Below are 20753 nucleotides of genomic sequence, written 5' to 3' on the forward strand. Positions count from 1 at the left end.
ATGAGCCACACGTTTTCACCCGCATAGGCCAGCGGTGTGTTTATTGAACCGAGTATGCGATGCAACCGCCCGCCAGGGCCAGCAACGTATCACCTAAGCAAATCGGCCGCCCCTGGGGGCGGCCGATAAACTGAAGCTTAGGCGGTGTGGTCGATCTTGATGGTTGGGTCGGCACCACTGATCAGCGAGTTGATGCTGGTGTGGGACCAATCGTTGCCTTCCAGCTTGATCGTCACATCGGCATTGGCCAGGCCGCCAGCGGCGTTGAGCTTGCCTTCAGTGCTGACTTGCAAGGTCGACACGCCGTCTACCGTGGTGATCTTGAGGTAGTTGTCGATGGTGCTGTCGGTCTCACCTCTCAACAGATCCTTCAGATCGATCCGGTCACCTTCCGATGCCTTGAAGTCCTTGATCACATCGTTGCCGATGTCACCCGCCTTCCACACGAAGGTGTCGGCACCCGAACCGCCGATCAGGATGTCGTTGCCCTGGCCACCGATCAAGGTGTCGTTGCCGGTGCCGCCCAGCAGGATGTCATTGCCTTTGCCGCCGTCCAGGGTGTCGTTACCGCCCTGGCCGAACAGGATGTCATCGCCTGCACCGCCCAACAGCGTGTCGTTACCGTCCTTGGCGCCGGACACGTCGAAGTCCGCGTAGTGCTCGGTGACGTACTGGTGCACGTTCGAGGCGGTCACGGCTGTGACGGCTACACCGGTTTTCTGTGCAACAAAGGCCTGCAGCGCGTTGTAACCCTCACCGGTAATCCCGCTGAAGCTCACCAGGTCGCCGAAGATGATGTCGTTGCCGTCGCCACCGCTGATGGTGTCGGCGCCGGGCAGCGTTGCTTCAGTGTGGCCGAGGATCGCGTTGGCCAGGTCCTTCGGATCGATGTTGCTTTGCGGCTTGCCATCGCTGTCGTACGGCTTGAGGTCGTTGAGGCTGACGTCGCCGTTGATACCGATGGCTTCCACTTGCGACAACCCACCCAGCAGTGCAAAGGCGCTTTTCGAGTTGCTCAGCGTCGACGAATCGGTGTCGCTGCCCAAGCCTGAACGGTCGGACAGCTCGTAGGTACCATCACCTTGGGCATGGAGGGTGCCCAGGTTGTTAATGACCCAGCGCGAGCCGTTCCAGGTTTGCAATTGAGCTGCGCCCGAGGCGTCGATGGTGAAGGCGTGGCTGTTATCTAGGTACTTGCTGAACGTTGTCCCCAGTGTGTAGTTGGCCGTCGTCACCAAGTCGTCGAGTTTTGTGTTGTAAATCGTCGGGTTGGTCTGCTCGCCGCTCTGGTAGTAGGTCGGCTTGCCGTCGGTGATGAAGTAAGTCAAGTTGGTGGCACCGGTGTTGCCGGTAGCCAGGCCGCTCTGGAAGAAGTTGGCCGTGGTCTTGAACACGTCTTCATAGTTGGTACCGCCGCCCGACGCCATCGAGTCCAGCACGGCCTTGAGCAAGGTCAATGCGTTTGGATCGTTGAGGTTGATCGCGACTGACTTGTTCACCTGGGTATCGAAGTCCGCCAGGAAGATGTTCACGGTGCCCGACGTGTTGGCGCCCAGGCTGTCTTTCAGCGAATTGAACACCGAAGTCAGCGAAGCCTTCGCCGCGTTGACAGAGTCGGTGCTCATGCTGCCGGAACTGTCCACCATGAACGCGATGTTGTAGTTCTTGCCCTGCACCACGTTCAGGCCGCCGATATCGGCCACGACGATGTCGTTGCCGTCGCTGCCGGTGATCGTGTCGCTGCCCGAGGTGCCCGTTATCGAGCTGTAGGTGGCCGGGTAGACCGTGACTGGCAATTGCGCGGTAGTAGTCGCCGAACCGCCGATGCTTTCGGTGGAGGTCGAGGTAACCGTCAGGTTGAACTGGCCGCTGTAGTAGGTCGGCGGCTTAATGGTGAGGGTGCTCAGGTCCCAGCCGTTCACGTTGACTTCGCCTACGGTTTTGGTCGCGGTGAAGGTGTGCCCGGAAGCGTCCGTGAGTACCGAGCCCGCTGGTATGCCGCTGATCTTCACGCTCAGGGTTTCCGAGCCGTCGGTATCGGTCAGCGCAGTGGTGACCTTGGACAGCTTCACGGTGCCGTTTTCCTGGCCTTCGTTGAGCTTGTAGCCCACGTAGTAACCGTCACCGTTGCTGCCATGCAGGTCGGACACGGTTACGCCGGCGTTGGTCAGGTCGGTGATGCCGGTGTACAGCGGCACGCCGCTGGTGCTCAAGTCTGTGGCCGTGGCGCCGTTGACCGACAGGTTGACGTCATAGCTGCCTGGGCCGGCCTGGTTGGCGTGGTAGATTTCAAGGCTGTAGTAACCGCTCACCGTCGGGGTGATCGAGCCGCTGAACTTGCCGCTGTTGGTGCCCCACTGCGCGCTGGCCACGTCTTTGCCGCCGACGTTGATCACCAGGCTGTCATCGCCGGTACCGCTGAAGGTGTAGGTCTTGCCGGCTTCCATATACATCAGCCCGGAGATCTTCGAACCCGCGCCTGCGGCGACGTTTTCGGTGGACTCGACGTTGGTGACGACGCCGCTGCTGTTCGGCGTGCCGGCCTTATCAATAGCGTTTTTCAGGTCGGTCGCTGACGCGCCGTTACCGTTAGAGCCAATGCCTGCAATGCTGTTCCAGCTTTGCTTGAGCAAGCCGATCGAGTTGACGTTGTTGTCGGCCACATTCAGGGTCGGTGCGTCGGCCACTGGGGTGATATCGACTTTCACCGTGGCGCTGGTGCCAAAGTCCTTGCCATCTGTTGGCTGGAACTTGAACTGTGCGTAATCGGCTTGCTTGTTGCCGATACCGTTGCCGCCATAACCATCGGCGCCGGACTCGTTGGCGTTTGGCATGAAGCGCAACTGGCCGCCGTCGATCTGGGCTTTGGTGAAGGTCTGGCCGGCAGTCACGTTAGTCCAGGTGGTGCCGTCTGTCGCCAGGTATTGCAGCTTGCCGGCAATGGGCAGGTCGGTGATTTTCACCGCCAGGCTGGCTGGTGGTGAGTCCACGTCGGTCACGCCGAAGTTAGCCCAGGTCAGGGCCAGCGGGGTGTCTTCGGTGCCGGTCACAGCACTGCCGGTCGCCACAGGCGCATCGTTGACCGCCACTACGTTGACCGTGGTGGTGGCGACGTTGGAGTAGTTGCCGCCGTCAGTCACGGTCACGGTGATGGTCCGCGGCGTGGTGCTCGGGTCGTGGCTGCTGTTGGTGAACGTGATGTTCTTGATCTGCTGCATGTAGTCAGCCAGCGACGCCGTGCCAGTCAGGGTCAGAGTGATCTTGCCGGTGGCAGGGTCTGTCGCCGAGGCCACGGTGATGCCGGTGACGCTGCTGAAATTCAGCGCGTCGCCCTGCTGGGTGTTGGTCAAGACCACGGTGGCGCCGGTCAGTTGAGTGCTGTCCGGGTCAGTAATCTTGATGTCGGTGTCAGCAATCGACACGCCCGTGCCGCCTTCGGTGAATGAGGTCTTGTAGTCGGCACCGGTGGCGCCACTGGAGTTGTTGGCATCCAGGTCGATGACCGGTGGTGCATCGTTGTCGATGATATCGGTGCTGACGCTGCCATTGCCGACCACCAGGTTCTCGAAGTTGCCCCCGGTGGTCTTGTCGATGGTGATGACGATTTTTTCCGTCGGCTCGGTAATCTTGTCGTCGAGGGTGCGGATATCAAACGGCACGCTGCTGGAGCCGGCCGGGATCTTCACGGTGTACACGCCATTGAAGTCCGAACCGTCGGTAGCGGTGCCGCTGTACTTGAGCGTTACGGTCACGTCGGTTTGCGCCGGGTTGCTCAGCGTCAGGGTGTAGTGCGCCGTGCCGCCTTCCGTCACCGACGCGTCGCCGGTGATGCTGATGGTGGTGTTGGTGACCACATCGGTGACCTTGGTGGTCACGGTGCTGCCGTCGACAATCAAGTGCTCGTACTTGTCGCCGCCGCTGACCACGTTGGTGATCTTGGTGCTGACATCGTTGGCACCGACATACACGTCGTTAGGCGCGGTGGCAGTGGTGGTGCTGCTGGACTTGCCGTTGCCGATGGTGATGGTCGAGCCGTTATCCAGCTTCACCACCAGGTCGGAACCGACGTTGTTCACCGCTGCACCGTTCTTGTCGACCAGGGACGCGGTGTAGACGATCTGACCGCCTTCACTCACCGAACCGGTGGCCTTGAGCACCACGGTCACATCATCGATGGTGTCGTTGATGGTGGTGGTCGCGCCGCCTGGAGTGACAGTCACACCCTCGAAGTTACCGCCGGTAGTGCCGGTGATCTTGACGGTCTGGGTGCTCTTGTCGATGAACACGTCATCGCTAGGCGCTGGGACAGTCACTGTACCCACGGTCGCGCCTTGCTTGATGGTGATGCTCGAACCGTTATCGAGTTGGACCACCATGTCGCTGCCGGCCTTGTTGCTCAAGGTGGCGGTATAGGTGATCTGGCCACCTTCGTTGACGGCCGTTGGGGCAGTCAGCGTGACACTGGTGAGATCGGTGGTGCCCGGGGTGTCCGTGACCGTGGTGTTAACCGGCGTGGTACCTGGCACCAGGTTTTCGAAATGCGCGCCGCCCGTCACGTTAGTGATCGCGGTGGTGACGGTCTGGTCGCCTTTGTAGACGTCGTTCGGTGCTACGACGGTGACGGTACCGCTGTACTGGTTCACACCGATGGTGATGGTTTTGCCGTTATCCAGGGTGACGGTCAGCGGGCTGGTGATGTTGGTCACTAGGGCGCCGTTTTTATCCACAAGGCTGGCGGTGTAAACGATGTTGCCGCCTTCGCCGATAGTGGTGGTCGCGGTCAGTACGACATCGACCTTGTCGATGGTGTCATTGATCGTCGTGGTTGCGCCGTTGCCTGCAACTTCCAGTTTCTCGAAGTTGCCGCCAGCGGTGTCGGTGATCTTGACGGTCTGAGTGCTCTTATCGATGAACACGTCATCGCTTGGCGCCGGAACAGTCACGGTGCCGACGGTATCGCCTGCCTTGATGGTGATGGTCGAGCCATTATCCAATTTCAGGGTGACGTCGGTGCCGGCCTTGTTGCTCAAGGTCGCGGTGTAGGTGATCTGGCCACCCTCGTTCACTGCGCTCGGCGCGGTCAGCGTGACGGTAGTGGTATCAGCAGTACTCGGTGTATCGGTAACGGTAGTGTTAACCGGGGTAGTGCCTGGCACCAGGTTTTCAAAGTGCTCGCCGCCGGTCACGCCTTTGATGGCGGTAGTGACGGTTTGATCGCCTTTGTAGACATCGTTTGGCGCTACAGCTGTGACGGTACCGCTGGACTGGTTCACACCGATGGTGATGGTTTTGCCGTTATCCAGGGTGACGGTCAGCGGGTTGGTGATGTTAGTCACCAAGGCGCCGTTTTTATCCACAAGGCTGGCGGTGTAAACGATGTTGCCGCCTTCGCCGATAGTGGTGGTCGCGGTCAGTACGACATCGACCTTGTCGATGGTGTCATTGATCGTCGTGGTTGCGCCGTTGCCTGCAACTTCCAGTTTCTCGAAGTTGCCGCCAGCGGTGTCGGTGATCTTGACGGTCTGAGTGCTCTTATCGATGAACACGTCATCGCTTGGCGCCGGAACAGTCACGGTGCCGACGGTATCGCCTGCCTTGATGGTGATGGTCGAGCCATTATCCAATTTCAGGGTGACGTCGGTGCCGGCCTTGTTGCTCAAGGTCGCGGTGTAGGTGATCTGGCCACCCTCGTTCACTGCGCTCGGCGCGGTCAGCGTGACGGTAGTGGTATCAGCAGTACTCGGTGTATCGGTAACGGTAGTGTTAACCGGGGTAGTGCCTGGCACCAGGTTTTCAAAGTGCTCGCCGCCGGTCACGCCTTTGATGGCGGTAGTGACGGTTTGATCGCCTTTGTAGACATCGTTTGGCGCTACAGCTGTGACGGTACCGCTGGACTGGTTCACACCGATGGTGATGGTTTTGCCGTTATCCAGGGTGACGGTCAGCGGGTTGGTGATGTTAGTCACCAAGGCGCCGTTTTTATCCACAAGGCTGGCGGTGTAAACGATGTTGCCGCCTTCGCCGATAGTGGTGGTCGCGGTCAGTACGACATCGACCTTGTCGATGGTGTCATTGATCGTCGTGGTTGCGCCGTTGCCTGCAACTTCCAGTTTCTCGAAGTTGCCGCCAGCGGTGTCGGTGATCTTGACGGTCTGAGTGCTCTTATCGATGAACACGTCATCGCTTGGCGCCGGAACAGTCACGGTGCCGACGGTATCGCCTGCCTTGATGGTGATGGTCGAGCCATTATCCAATTTCAGGGTGACGTCGGTGCCGGCCTTGTTGCTCAAGGTCGCGGTGTAGGTGATCTGGCCACCCTCGTTCACTGCGCTCGGCGCGGTCAGCGTGACGGTAGTGGTATCAGCAGTACTCGGTGTATCGGTAACGGTAGTGTTAACCGGGGTAGTGCCTGGCACCAGGTTTTCAAAGTGATCGCCGCCAGTCACGCCTTTGATGGCCGTGGTAACGGTTTGATCACCTTTGTACACATCATCTGGAGCTACAACCGTGACGTTGCCGCTGGACTGGTTCACACCGATGGTGATGGTTTTACCGTTATCCAGAGTGACGGTCAGCGGGTTGGTGATGTTAGTCACCGGCGTGCCGTTTTTATCCACAAGGCTGGCGGTGTAAACGATGTTGCCGCCTTCGCCAACGGTGGTGGTCGCGGTCAGTACTACATCGACCTTGTCGATGGTGTCATTGATCGTGGTAGTTGCGCCGTTGCCTGCAACTTCCAGTTTCTCGAAGTTGCCGCCAGTAGTGTCAGTGATCTTGACCGTCTGAGTGCTCTTGTCGATGAACACGTCATCGCTAGGTGCTGGGATAGTCACAGTGCCGACGGTGTCGCCCGCCTTAATGGTGATGCTCGAGCCATTATCCAACTTGAGGGTGACGTCAGTGCCGGCCTTGTTGCTCAAGGTCGCGGTGTAGGTGATCTGGCCACCTTCGTTCACTGCGCTCGGCGCGGTCAGCGTGACGGTAGTGGTATCAGCAGTACTCGGTGTATCGGTAACGGTAGTGTTAACCGGGGTAGTGCCTGGCACCAGGTTTTCAAAGTGATCGCCGCCAGTCACGCCTTTGATGGCCGTGGTAACGGTTTGATCACCTTTGTACACATCATCTGGAGCTACAACCGTGACGTTGCCGCTGGACTGGTTCACACCGATGGTGATGGTTTTACCGTTATCCAGAGTGACGGTCAGCGGGTTGGTGATGTTAGTCACCGGCGTGCCGTTTTTATCCACAAGGCTGGCGGTGTAAACGATGTTGCCGCCTTCGCCGATAGTGGTGGTGGCGGTCAGAACCACATCAACTTTGTCGATGGTGTCGTTAATCGTCGTGGTTGCGCCGTTGCCTGCAACTTCCAGTTTCTCGAAGTTGCCGCCAGTAGTGTCAGTGATCTTGACCGTCTGAGTGCTCTTATCGATGAACACGTCATCGCTTGGCGCCGGAACAGTCACGGTGCCGACGGTATCGCCTGCCTTGATGGTGATGGTCGAGCCATTATCCAATTTCAGGGTGACGTCGGTGCCGGCCTTGTTGCTCAAGGTCGCGGTGTAGGTGATCTGGCCACCCTCGTTCACTGCGCTCGGCGCGGTCAGCGTGACGGTAGTGGTATCAGCAGTACTCGGTGTATCGGTAACGGTAGTGTTAACCGGGGTAGTGCCTGGCACCAGGTTTTCAAAGTGCTCGCCGCCAGTCACGCCTTTGATGGCCGTGGTAACGGTTTGATCACCTTTGTAGACATCATCTGGAGCTACAACCGTGACGTTGCCGCTGGACTGGTTCACACCGATGGTGATGGTTTTACCGTTATCCAGAGTGACGGTCAGCGGGTTGGTGATGTTAGTCACCGGCGTGCCGTTTTTATCCACAAGGCTGGCGGTGTAGACGATGTTGCCGCCTTCGCCAACGGTGGTGGTGGCGGTCAGGACGACATCGACCTTGTCGATAGTGTCGTTGATCGTCGTGGTGGCGCCGTTGCCTGCAACTTCCAGCTTCTCGAAGTTACCGCCAGCGGTGTCGGTGATCTTGACCGTCTGAGTGCTCTTATCGATGAACACGTCATCGCTAGGTGCTGGGACAGTCACAGTGCCGACGGTGTCGCCCGCCTTGATGGTGATGGTCGAGCCGTTGTCGAGTTTCAGCGTTACGTCAGTGCCCGCTTTGTTAGAAAGCGTAGCGGTATACGTAATCTCACCGCCCTCGTTGACTGCGCTTGGCGCGGTCAGCGTAACGGTGGTGGTGTTATCGGTGCCCGGAGTATCCGTGACGGTGGTGTTAACCGGCGTGGTGCCAGGTACTAAGTTTTCAAAGTGCTCGCCGCCGGTTACACCTTTGATGGCGGTAGTGACGGTTTGATCGCCTTTGTACACATCATCTGGAGCTACAACCGTGACGTTGCCGCTGGACTGGTTCACACCGATGGTGATGGTTTTACCGTTATCCAGAGTGACGGTCAGCGGGTTGGTGATGTTAGTCACCGGCGCGCCGTTTTTATCCACAAGGCTGGCGGTGTAGACGATGTTGCCGCCCTCACCAACAGTGGTGGTCGCGGTCAGTACGACATCGACCTTGTCGATGGTGTCATTGATCGTGGTAGTTGCGCCGTTGCCTGCAACTTCCAGTTTCTCGAAGTTACCGCCAGCGGTGTCGGTGATCTTGACCGTCTGAGTGCTCTTGTCGATGAACACGTCATCGCTAGGCGCCGGAACAGTCACAGTGCCGACGGTGTCGCCCGCCTTAATGGTGATGCTCGAGCCATTATCCAACTTGAGGGTGACGTCGGTGCCGGCCTTGTTGCTCAAGGTCGCGGTGTAGGTGATCTGGCCACCTTCGCTAACCTCAGTCGGAGCAGTCAGGGTAACGGTCGTGGTGTTATCAGTACCTGGTGTGTCAGTCACAGTCGTGGTGACTTTATCGGTCCCAGGAACCAGATTTTCGAAATGCTCGCCGCCGGTTACGCCTTTGATAGCGGTGGTAACGGTTTGATCTCCTTTGTACACATCATCTGGAGCTACAACCGTGACGTTGCCGCTGGACTGGTTCACACCGATGGTGATGGTTTTACCGTTATCCAGAGTGACGGTCAGCGGGTTGGTGATGTTAGTCACCGGCGTGCCGTTTTTATCCACAAGGCTGGCGGTGTAAACGATGTTGCCGCCTTCGTCGATAGTGGTGGTCGCGGTCAGTACGACATCGACCTTGTCGATGGTGTCATTGATCGTCGTGGTTGCGCCGTTGCCTGCAACTTCCAGTTTTTCGAAGTTGCCGCCAGTAGTGTCGGTGATCTTGACCGTCTGAGTGCTCTTGTCGATGAACACGTCATCGCTAGGCGCTGGGACAGTCACAGTGCCGACGGTGTCGCCCGCCTTGATGGTGATGGTCGAGCCGTTGTCGAGTTTCAGCGTTACGTCAGTGCCCGCCTTGTTGCTCAAGGTCGCGGTGTAGGTGATTTGACCACCCTCGCTAACTTCAGTCGGAGCGGTCAGGGTTACCGTCGTGGTGTTGTCAGTGCCTGGTGTGTCAGTCACAGTCGTGGTGACTTTATCGGTCCCAGGAACCAGATTTTCGAAATGCTCGCCGCCAGTCACGCCTTTGATGGTCGTGGTAACGGTTTGATCACCTTTGTAGACATCATCTGGAGCTACAACCGTGACGTTGCCGCTGGACTGGTTCACACCGATGGTGATGGTTTTACCGTTATCCAGAGTGACGGTCAGCGGGTTGGTGATGTTAGTCACCGGCGTGCCGTTTTTATCCACAAGGCTGGCGGTGTAGACGATGTTGCCGCCTTCGCCGACGGTGGTGGTGGCGGTCAGTACGACATCGACCTTGTCGATGGTGTCATTGATTGTGGTAGTGGCGCCGTTGCCTGCAACTTCCAACTTCTCGAAGTTGCCGCCAGCGGTGTCGGTGATCTTGACGGTCTGAGTGCTCTTATCGATGAACACGTCATCGCTTGGCGCTGGGACAGTCACAGTGCCGACGGTGTCGCCTGCCTTAATGGTGATGCTCGAGCCATTATCCAACTTGAGGGTGACGTCAGTGCCCGCCTTGTTGCTCAAGGTCGCGGTGTAGGTGATCTGGCCACCTTCGCTGACCTCAGTCGGAGCAGTCAGGGTAACGGTCGTGGTGTTATCAGTACCTGGTGTGTCAGTCACAGTCGTGGTGACTTTATCGGTCCCAGGAACCAGATTTTCGAAATGCTCGCCGCCGGTTACGCCTTTGATAGCGGTGGTAACGGTTTGATCTCCTTTGTACACATCATCTGGAGCTACAACCGTGACGTTGCCGCTGGACTGGTTCACACCGATGGTGATGGTTTTACCGTTATCCAGAGTGACGGTCAGCGGGTTGGTGATGTTAGTCACCGGCGCGCCGTTTTTATCCACAAGGCTGGCGGTGTAGACGATGTTGCCGCCCTCACCAACAGTGGTGGTCGCGGTCAGTACGACATCGACCTTGTCGATGGTGTCATTGATCGTGGTAGTTGCGCCGTTGCCTGCAACTTCCAGTTTCTCGAAGTTACCGCCAGCGGTGTCGGTGATCTTGACCGTCTGAGTGCTCTTGTCGATGAACACGTCATCGCTAGGCGCCGGAACAGTCACAGTGCCGACGGTGTCGCCCGCCTTAATGGTGATGCTCGAGCCATTATCCAACTTGAGGGTGACGTCGGTGCCGGCCTTGTTGCTCAAGGTCGCGGTGTAGGTGATCTGGCCACCTTCGCTAACCTCAGTCGGAGCAGTCAGGGTAACGGTCGTGGTGTTATCAGTACCTGGTGTGTCAGTCACAGTCGTGGTGACTTTATCGGTCCCAGGAACCAGATTTTCGAAATGCTCGCCGCCGGTTACGCCTTTGATAGCGGTGGTAACGGTTTGATCTCCTTTGTACACATCATCTGGAGCTACAACCGTGACGTTGCCGCTGGACTGGTTCACACCGATGGTGATGGTTTTACCGTTATCCAGAGTGACGGTCAGCGGGTTGGTGATGTTAGTCACCGGCGCGCCGTTTTTATCCACAAGGCTTGCGGTGTAAACGATGTTGCCGCCTTCACCAATAGTGGTGGTCGCGGTCAGGACGACATCGACTTTGTCGATGGTGTCGTTGATCGTGGTAGTCGCGCCATCGCCTGCAACTTCCAATTTCTCGAAGTTACCGCCAGCGGTGTCGGTGATCTTGACGGTCTGAGTGCTCTTATCGATGAACACGTCATCGCTAGGTGCTGGGACAGTCACAGTGCCGACGGTGTCACCGGCCTTGATGGTGATGGTCGAGCCATTATCCAATTTCAGGGTGACGTCGGTGCCGGCCTTGTTACTCAAGGTCGCGGTGTAGGTGATCTGGCCACCTTCGCTGACCTCAGTCGGAGCAGTCAGAGTTACCGTCGTGGTGTTGTCGGTGCCCGGAGTATCCGTGACGGTGGTGTTAACCGGCGTGGTGCCTGGCACCAGGTTTTCAAAGTGCTCGCCGCCAGTCACACCTTTGATGGCCGTAGTAACGGTTTGATCACCTTTGTACACATCATCTGGAGCTACAACCGTGACGTTGCCGCTGGACTGGTTCACACCGATGGTGATGGTTTTACCGTTATCCAGAGTGACGGTCAGCGGGTTGGTGATGTTAGTCACCGGCGCGCCGTTTTTATCCACAAGGCTTGCGGTGTAAACGATGTTGCCGCCTTCACCAATAGTGGTGGTCGCGGTCAGGACGACATCGACTTTGTCGATGGTGTCGTTGATCGTGGTAGTCGCGCCATCGCCTGCAACTTCCAATTTCTCGAAGTTGCCGCCAGTAGTGTCGGTGATCTTGACCGTCTGAGTGCTCTTATCGATGAACACGTCATCGCTAGGCGCCGGGACAGTCACAGTGCCGACGGTGTCGCCCGCCTTGATGGTGATGGTCGAGCCGTTGTCGAGTTTCAGAGTAACGTCAGTGCCCGCTTTGTTAGAAAGCGTAGCGGTGTACGTAATCTCACCGCCCTCGTTAACTGCGCCAGGGGCGGTCAGCGTAACGGTGGTGGTGTTATCGGTGCTCGGAGTATCAGTCACAGTTGTGGTGACTTTATCGGTCCCTGGAACCAGATTTTCAAAGTGCTCGCCGCCGGTTACACCTTTGATAGCGGTGGTAACGGTTTGATCGCCTTTATAGACATCATCAGGAGCTACGACCGTGACGTTGCCGCTCGACTGATTAACGCCGATGGTGATTGTTTGGCCGTTATCCAGTGTCACGGTCAACGGGTTGGTGATGTTGGTCACCGCGTTACCCGACTTGTCGACCAGCGAAGCGGTGTAAACGATGTTGCCGCCTTCGCCGATAGTGTTGGTCGCGGTCAGAACCACATCAACTTTGTCGATGGTGTCGTTAATCGTCGTGGTCGCACCATTGCCCGCAACTTCCAACTTCTCGAAGTTGCCGCCAGCGGTGTCGGTGATCTTGACCGTCTGAGTGCTCTTATCGATGAACACGTCATCGCTAGGCGCCGGGACAGTCACAGTGCCGACGGTGTCGCCCGCCTTGATGGTGATGGTCGAGCCGTTGTCGAGTTTCAGAGTAACGTCAGTGCCCGCTTTGTTAGAAAGCGTAGCGGTGTACGTAATCTCACCGCCCTCGTTAACTGCGCCAGGGGCGGTCAGCGTAACGGTGGTGGTGTTATCGGTGCTCGGAGTATCAGTCACAGTTGTGGTGACTTTATCGGTCCCTGGAACCAGATTTTCAAAGTGCTCGCCGCCGGTTACACCTTTGATAGCGGTGGTAACGGTTTGATCGCCTTTATAGACATCATCAGGAGCTACGACCGTGACGTTGCCGCTCGACTGATTAACGCCGATGGTGATTGTTTGGCCGTTATCCAGTGTCACGGTCAACGGGTTGGTGATGTTGGTCACCGCGTTACCCGACTTGTCGACCAGCGAAGCGGTGTAAACGATGTTGCCGCCTTCGCCGATAGTGTTGGTCGCGGTCAGAACCACATCAACTTTGTCGATGGTGTCGTTAATCGTCGTGGTCGCACCATTGCCCGCAACTTCCAACTTCTCGAAGTTGCCGCCAGCGGTGTCGGTGATCTTGACGGTCTGAGTGCTCTTATCGATGAACACGTCATCGCTTGGCGCTGGGACAGTCACGGTGCCGACGGTGTCGCCCGCCTTAATGGTGATGCTCGAGCCGTTGTCGAGTTTCAGCGTTACGTCAGTGCCCGCTTTGTTAGAAAGCGTAGCGGTGTACGTAATCTGACCACCTTCGTTCGCCTCGGTCGGCGCGGTCAGCGTCACGGTTGTGGTGTCGATCGAATCTGTGATGGTGGTGACCGCTGGTGTCGTGCTCGGCACCAGGTTTTCGAAGTTGCCGCCCGTCGCGCCCGTAATAGTGGTGCTGACAGTGCTGCCGTTGACGTATACATCGTTCGGCGGGGTGTCGACGACTACGGTGCCGACCGACTCACCCGCTTTGATCGTGATCACCGAGCCATTGCTCAAGGTGACAGTCACCGGCGTCTGCGCCGGGTTGGTCAACGTGGCGGTGTAGGTGATCTGGCCACCTTCGGTCACGGTCTCACCGGCCGTCAACGTGACGGTAGTGGTGTCGATCGAATCAACAATGGCGGTGACCGCAGGCGTGGTGCTCGGCACCAAGTTCTCAAAGTTACCGCCGGTTGCACCGGTAATTGTGGTGCTGACGGTAGAACCGTTGTTGTAAACATCGTTAGCCGGCGTCTCCACGACTACAGTGCCAACCGACTCGCCTGCCTTGATGGTGATCACCGAGCCATTGCTCAAAGTGACAGTCACTGGCGTCTGCGCCGGGTTGGTCAAGGTGGCGGTGTAGGTGATCTGGCCGCCTTCGGTCACGGTCTCGCCTGCGGTCAGCGTGACCGTGGTGGTGTCGATCGAGTCCGTAATCGTGGTGACCGCAGGCGTAGTGCTCGGTACCAGATTTTCAAAGTTACCGCCGGTCGCACCGGTAATGGTGGTCGTGACGGTCGAACCGTTGTTGTAGACGTCGTTAGCCGGCGTATCCACGACTACGGTGCCAACCGACTCACCGGCCTTGATGGTGATCACCGAGCCATTGCTCAAAGTGACAGTCACCGGGGTCTGCGCGGGGTTGGTTAAGGTCGCGGTGTAAGTAATCTGCCCGCCTTCAGTCACGGTCTGGCCAGCAGTCAGCGTGACAGTCGTGGTGTCGATCGAGTCCGTAATCGTAGTAACCGCAGGCGTAGTGCTCGGTACCAGATTTTCAAAGTTGCCGCCGGTCGCGCCAGTAATGGTGGTCGAGACGGTCGAACCATTGTTGTAAACGTCGTTAGCCGGGGTATCCACGACCACCGTGCCGACGGACTCGCCGGCCTTGATGGTAATCACCGAGCCATTGCTCAAGGTGACAGTCACCGGCGTTTGCGCCGGGTTGGTCAAGGTGGCGGTGTAGGTGATCTGGCCGCCTTCAGTCACCGTCTCACCCGCCGTCAGCGTGACGGTGGTGGTGTCGATGGTGTCGGTAATCTGCGTCACGGCCGGGTTAGGGTCGATGGTCAGCACCAGGTTGTTGCCGCCGGTGGTGCCGGTGACGGTGACGCTGATCTGGCTTGGGTCGATGTACGGGCTGTCATTTGGCGCCAGCGGTACATTGACGGTGCCGGTCGTCTGGCCGGCAGGGATAGTGATCACCGCACCGTTGGACAGGGTGATGCTCAGGTTGCTGGACGGCGCCTGGGTCACAGTGGCGGTGTAGGTCAGTACGCCGCCCGCCTCGGTGATGGTCGGGGTCGCGCTCAGGGTCAGGGTCGAGGGCTGCAACACCAGGTTGCCTGTTTCGCTGGAGCCTTGGGCGCCCGTGAGTTGAGTTTGCGTCGAGGTGCCCTGGCCAAGCGGGCCGGTCGGGAAGCCGATGGTTGGGTCGACGCGGCCGGCGGTCGCGTCCAGCACTACGACGCTGTGGCCGCCGCCCGCCGCGCCGGTACCCGTAGCGTTGGCGCCTGCGGCAGTGGCTTCCAGGTCGGTGGTCGGGTCGGCGCCGGCGGCGATGGCTTGCTGCAGCTCGGCAACCGAAGGCGCGGCTTGCTCGGTGGCGGCGGCCAAGTCGAGGCTGGAGTCCGGCAGATCGGCGCTCCACTGAGTATCCCGACCCAAGTCCAGCGTGCGGCCATCGGCCAGTTCAAGGCTGACCGCGCCGGACATGCCAGTGTCTATCTGGTCACCCGCAAACAGGCGGTCGCCTTCAACCAGAACGCGGCGCGCCCCCTCCGGAGAAATAACGAAAACTTGACCAACAATGCTTTTGACGATGGCAACAACACTGCTCATTAAAATTTTCTCCGGTGTTCCGTTCTGATGAAATCCATGTGGCAGCCCAAGTTAGGACGCCAGATAGGAGGGGCGTAGTCTATGATGTTAATGACGTCAAATAATTGGCTAGATTTTTTAGCAATCTAGTTTATGCCAAACTATTGACCTTCTGGTCGCCATCCTAAACAATCGCTTCCGTAATGTCACATTGATATTTATGCGGCGAACCGTCCTACATGTGTGAAGCAGTTCCGCTCTTTGAACTTTCCGACGTACGGTCATTACGGTAGCCATTATCCGACGCAGCGGTGCCAATCGCTGTGATTTAAGACAAGAAGTCCTGGGGAATTTTTTAAATGCGTCGTCACCTGTTCAAGGCAATACCGTTCGTTCTCGCCGCCAGTTTTGTACAAGCCCAAACATTGCCCCAGGCCATGCAACAGGCCCTGGATGTGCACCCGGAAATCCAAGCCGGGGTTAACAGCCGTATCGCTGCCGATTACCAATTGCGCGCCGCACAAGGTGGTTACCTGCCTCGCGTTGACCTGAACGCCGGTTACGGCCGTGAAGGCACCGACAACTCCACCACTCGCGCCGTCAACGGCCCAAACGGCAACCACTGGGACACGCTCAACCGCGGCGAGTCCAGCCTGCGCCTGCAGCAAATGATTTTTGACGGCTTCGCCACGTCCAGCGAAGTCGGCCGTCAACAAGCCAACGTCAATTCCCGTGCCTACTCATTACTCGGCACCTCCGAGCGCACCGGGTTGACCGTCGCCCAGGTGTACCTGGATGTACTGACCCGTCGTGAGTTCGTGCGCCTGGCTGAAGAAAACCTGCGCAACCACGAACGCATTTACGACCAGATCAAGTTGCGCACCCAGCGCGGCGTCGGCAACGGTGCCGACCAGGACCAGGCCGAAGCGCGTCTGGCCCAGGCCCGCAACAACCTGATCACCGAGCAGACCAACCTCTCCGACTCGCAGGTCAACTACCTCAGCGCCGTCGGCCAGATGCCCGACCAGCTCGAGCGCCCGGCGCCGTTCATGGCCATGCTGCCGGCTGACCTGAATGAAGCGCGTCGCCAGATGCTCGACAACAGCCCGATCCTGCGTTCGGCCGAGTCGGATATCTCCGCCGCCGAAAGCCAGTACGAAGCCGCCAAATCCAGCTTCTACCCGCGCTTTGATGCCGAGCTTGGTACCAACGCCGACAACAACGTTTCCGGCGATGCCAGCCACAACAACGGCTGGGAAGCCATGGTGCGCATGCGCTTCAACCTGTTTGCCGGTGGCAGCAACAAGGCTGACCTGCAATCCAAGTCGTACCAGGCAAGCCAGGCACTGGACATCCGCAACAACGCTTTGCGCCAGCTCAACGAAGAACTGGGCTTGGCCTGGAACGCCTTGAACAACGCGAATTCGCAGTTGCCGGTGGCCCAGCAGTACGTGGATCACAGCACCCGTGTGCGTACCTCCTATCAGCAGCAGTTTAGTCTGGGTCAGCGAACCCTGCTGGATTTGCTCGACAGCGAGAACGAATTGTTCACCGCTTCGCGTCGTTTGGAAGAGATCAAGAACATTCAGTTATTTACTCAATATCGAATCAAGGCGACCATGGGTGAATTGCTCAAGAGCCAGGGAGTGGTCGCACCGATGGCCTCCGTCGTGCAGAACGACGTGAAGCCTAAAGTCCAACTGCCCGGGATGAATTGAGCTACACCTATAGCCCAATTGTTAGTCGAGAGTGCAGCGCGTGGAATCCGAAGTCGGTCGAGTTCATCTCAGTCATGATCCACGCACGCTGCACGACGACCCGTTATTAGACGGGTTGTTGGCGCTCTGTGCCCTGCATCAAAAACCGGCCAGCGCGGCCATGCTCACCACGGGCCTGCCGTTGCCCTCGCAGCGCCTGAGTGCCGAGCTGCTGCCGCGTGCAGCCGCGCGCGCCGGGCTGCAAGGCCGTGTGCTGCAACGCAAGCTGGAACAGATCCCGACGATTGCACTGCCGGCGCTGCTGTTGCTCAAAGACGGTCGCAGTGCCGTATTGGTGGGTTGGCAAGGCGAAGATGAAGCACGGATCCTGCTCAGCGAAAGCGACGGCGGTGAAGTGCTGATCAAGCGCGAGGCGTTGGCCGATGACTACATCGGCAAAGTCTTCTTTGCCCAGCCGCAGCACAAATTCGACGTCAACCACGGCACCCTGATCCCTCGGGCGCGTTCGTGGTTCCGTGACACCCTCAAGCGTTCGCGCTGGCTCTACACCGACGCCATTGCCGCCAGCTTCCTGATCAACATCATCGCGATGGCCGCGCCGTTGTTCGTGATGAACGTGTACGACCGTGTGGTGCCCAACCAGGCTACGGCGACCTTGTGGGTGCTGGCCGTGGGTATCTGCGGCGCGTACCTGTTTGACCTGATCCTCAAAAGCCTGCGCAGCCTGTGCCTGGACCTGGCCGGTAAAAAGACCGACCTGATCATTTCGGCCACGCTGTTCGAGCGCATTGTCGGCATGTCCATGAAGTACCGGCCGGCACGGGTCGGCAGCTTCGCGCAGAACATCCATGAGTTTCAGAGCCTGCGCGATTTTCTCGCCTCGCTGACCCTCACCAGCCTGATCGACCTGCCGTTTACCCTGCTGATCTTCTTGGTGATCGCCATCCTCGGCGGCCACTTGGTATGGGTGCCGGTGCTGGCGTTCCCCATTGCCCTGGGCATCGGCTACGCCCTGCAAAAACCGCTGGTGGCGACTATGGAACGAACCATGGCCCTGGCCGCCGAGCGCCAGTCGAGCCTGATCGAAACCCTCGCCGGGTTGGACGCGGTCAAGGTCAACAACGCCGAGAGCGAACGTCAGTACGGTTGGGAACAGACCATCGGCACCTTGAGCCGCCTTGAGCTGCGCGTGAAATTGCTGTCGGGCCTGTCGATGAACATGACCCTGCTGATCCAGCAACTGGCCGGCGTGATCATGATCGTGTTCGGCGTGTACCAGATCATCGACGGCAACCTCAGCATGGGCGGCCTGATTGCCTGCTACATGCTCAGTGGCCGCGCCTTGAGCCCACTGGCCTCACTGTCGGGCCTGCTGACCCGTTACCAGCAAGCCAAGGTCACCATGACCTCGGTGGACCAGATGATGGAGCTGCCCCAAGAGCGCAATTTCGAAGAGCGCCCGATGAGCCGTCGCACCCTGCAAGGTGCCATCGAGTGCCGGGGCCTGAACTTCACTTACCCGAACCAACAGAACGCCGCGTTGAAAAACATCAACCTGATGATCAAACCGGGCGAAAAAATCGGCATTATCGGCCGCAGTGGCTCGGGTAAAAGCTCCCTCGCCAAACTGATCGTCGGCCTTTACCAGCCCGACTCCGGCGCCTTGCTGGTGGACGGCGTGGACGTACGCCAGATCGACGTGAGCGAACTGCGCCACAACATCGGCTACGTCGCCCAAGACATCCAATTGCTGGCCGGCACCCTGCGCGACAACCTGGTCTCGGGTGCGCGTTATGTAGAAGACGAAATGGTCCTGCAAGCTGCCGAACTGGCCGGTGTGCACGAATTCGCGCGCCTGCACCCCCAAGGTTATGAGCTGCAAGTTGGCGAGCGTGGGCAGAACCTGTCCGGCGGCCAGCGGCAAAACGTCGCACTGGCGCGCGCGCTATTGCTCAACCCGCCCATCCTGCTGTTGGACGAACCCACCAGCGCCATGGACAACACCGGTGAAGAACGCTTGAAACAACGCCTGCAAGCCGTGGTGCAAAACAAGACCGTGGTGCTGGTCACCCACCGTGCCTCACTGCTCTCCCTGGTGGACCGCCTGCTGGTGGTCGACCGTGGGCAGATCCTCGCGGACGGCCCGAAAGCCGTGGTTATGGAAGCGTTGAAAAAGGGGCAGATCAGTGTTGCTTAACTCCATCAAAAGCGCGGTTGGCCGCTACTTCAAAGGCACCGACTCGTTGCAGGGCCAGCCCCTGCCTGAGGTCAACAAAGCGCTGATCGAAGATGCACCGCGGGTAATCCGCCTGACCATCTGGGCGATCATCGCGTTCTTCGTATTCCTGGTGGTGTGGGCGGGTTTCTCCAGCATCGACGAAGTCACCCGAGGCGACGGCAAGGCGATTCCGTCGTCCAAGCTGCAGAAAATCCAGAACCTGGAAGGCGGTATCGTCTCCGAGTTGTACGTCAAGGAAGGCCAGATCGTAGAGGCTGGCGCGCCGTTGATTCGCCTCGACGACACGCGGTTTGTCTCCAACGCTGGTGAAACCGAAGCCTTGCGCCTGGCCATGCAACTGCGCGTTGAGCGCTTGAGTGCGCAGGTGGATGACCGCCCGCTGAACATCCCCGACGACGTGCTCAAGGCCGCGCCGAGCCAGGCCGCCAACGAGCGCTCCTTGTATGAAAGCCGCCGCCAGCAGTTGAAAGACGAAGTCGGTGGTTTGCAGGAGCAACTGGTGCAGCGCCAACAGGAACTGCGCGAGTTCAGCTCCAAGCAAGGCCAGTACCGCAGCCAGTTGTCCCTGCAACGCCAGGAAATCAACATGTCCGAGCCGCTGGTGGCCCAGGGCGCGGTATCGCCGGTGGAAGTGCTGCGCCTCAAGCGTGCCGAAATGGAAACCCGTGGCCAGTTGGACGCCACCACCCTGGCGATTCCCCGCGCCGAATCGGCGATCAAGGAAGTGCAGCGCAAGATCGACGAAACCCGTGGCAAATTCCGCAGCGAAGCGCTGACCCAGCTCAACGAAGCCCGCACCGAACTGAACAAGGCCGAATCCACCGGTCGCGCCCTGGAAGATCGCGTCAGCCGTACGCTGGTCACCTCGCCGGTACGCGGTATCGTCAAGCAATTGCTGGTCAACACCGTCGGCGGCGTGATCCAGCCGGGCAGCGACATGGTCGAAATCGTGCCGCTCAACGACACCCTGCTGGTGGAAGCCAAGATTCGCCCGCAAGACATCGCCTTCCTGCACCCGGGGCAAGAAGCGATCGTCAAATTCACGGCCTATGACTACACCATCTATGGAGGCCTCAAGGCCAAGCTCGAACGCATCGGCGCTGACACCATCACCGATGAAGACAAGAAAACCACCTACTACATGATCACCCTGCGCACCGACCGCAGCCACTTGGGCACCGATGAGAAGCCACTGCTGATCATCCCCGGCATGGTCGCCTCGGTGGATATCATTACCGGCAAGAAAAGCATCCTGAGCTACCTGCTCAAGCCGATCATCAAGGCGCGGGCCGAGGCGTTGCACGAGCGGTAATCTCTATCGCCTGCCAGGGCCTCATCGCAGGCAAGCCAGCTCCCACATTTGAATGTGTTCACAAATCAAAATGTGGGAGCTGGCTTGCCTGCGATTGCGCCATCAGCATCACCGCAGATCCCAACCCTAATGCATATCGATATTCACTAACGGTATTTAATCGCCCGTTCTTATATCTATAAAGTCACTCCCCTGTC

4 protein-coding genes are annotated in these 20753 nt (G+C 58.6%); 3 read left to right on the forward strand and 1 reads right to left on the reverse strand.

Going from position 1 to position 20753, the window contains the following annotated elements; translation table 11 throughout:
* Nucleotides 1-137: 137 nt before the first annotated feature.
* Nucleotides 138-15308: a retention module-containing protein gene (locus KZH41_RS01855; protein WP_263274269.1), complete on the reverse strand. Its 15171-nt coding sequence runs from the start codon at nt 15306-15308 to the stop codon at nt 138-140.
* Nucleotides 15309-15646: 338 nt separating this feature from the next.
* Here KZH41_RS01855 and KZH41_RS01860 point away from each other — a divergent pair, with 338 nt between their 5' ends.
* The 3 genes from KZH41_RS01860 to KZH41_RS01870 are packed head-to-tail and all read left to right on the forward strand — an operon-like array spanning nt 15647 to nt 20556.
* Complete coding sequence (locus tag KZH41_RS01860) at nt 15647-17005, forward strand: TolC family outer membrane protein (RefSeq protein ID WP_094953072.1); 1359 nt, start codon at nt 15647-15649, stop codon at nt 17003-17005.
* 40 nt (nt 17006-17045) lie between these two features.
* On the forward strand, nt 17046-19202 hold the full coding sequence (locus tag KZH41_RS01865; protein WP_094953073.1) for a type I secretion system permease/ATPase: 2157 nt from the start codon (nt 17046-17048) through the stop codon (nt 19200-19202).
* Nucleotides 19192-20556 carry an HlyD family type I secretion periplasmic adaptor subunit gene (locus tag KZH41_RS01870; protein WP_094953071.1) on the forward strand — a complete coding sequence of 455 codons (1365 nt, stop codon included), beginning with the start codon at nt 19192-19194 and terminating at the stop codon, nt 20554-20556. Before KZH41_RS01865 ends, KZH41_RS01870 begins: the two co-directional genes overlap by 11 nt.
* The last annotated feature ends 197 nt before the right edge of the window (nt 20557-20753 follow it).

This window comes from Pseudomonas sp. YeP6b, assembly GCF_025642995.1.
Taxonomy (GTDB): domain Bacteria; phylum Pseudomonadota; class Gammaproteobacteria; order Pseudomonadales; family Pseudomonadaceae; genus Aquipseudomonas.

What these genes read in the sequence shown, in the direction of transcription:
- KZH41_RS01855 (WP_263274269.1), bottom strand. Translation starts at nt 15,308, where the DNA reads ATGAGCAGTGTTGTTGCCATCGTCAAAAGCATTGTTGGTCAAGTTTTC.
- KZH41_RS01860 (WP_094953072.1), top strand. Translation starts at nt 15,647, where the DNA reads ATGCGTCGTCACCTGTTCAAGGCAATACCGTTCGTTCTCGCCGCCAGT.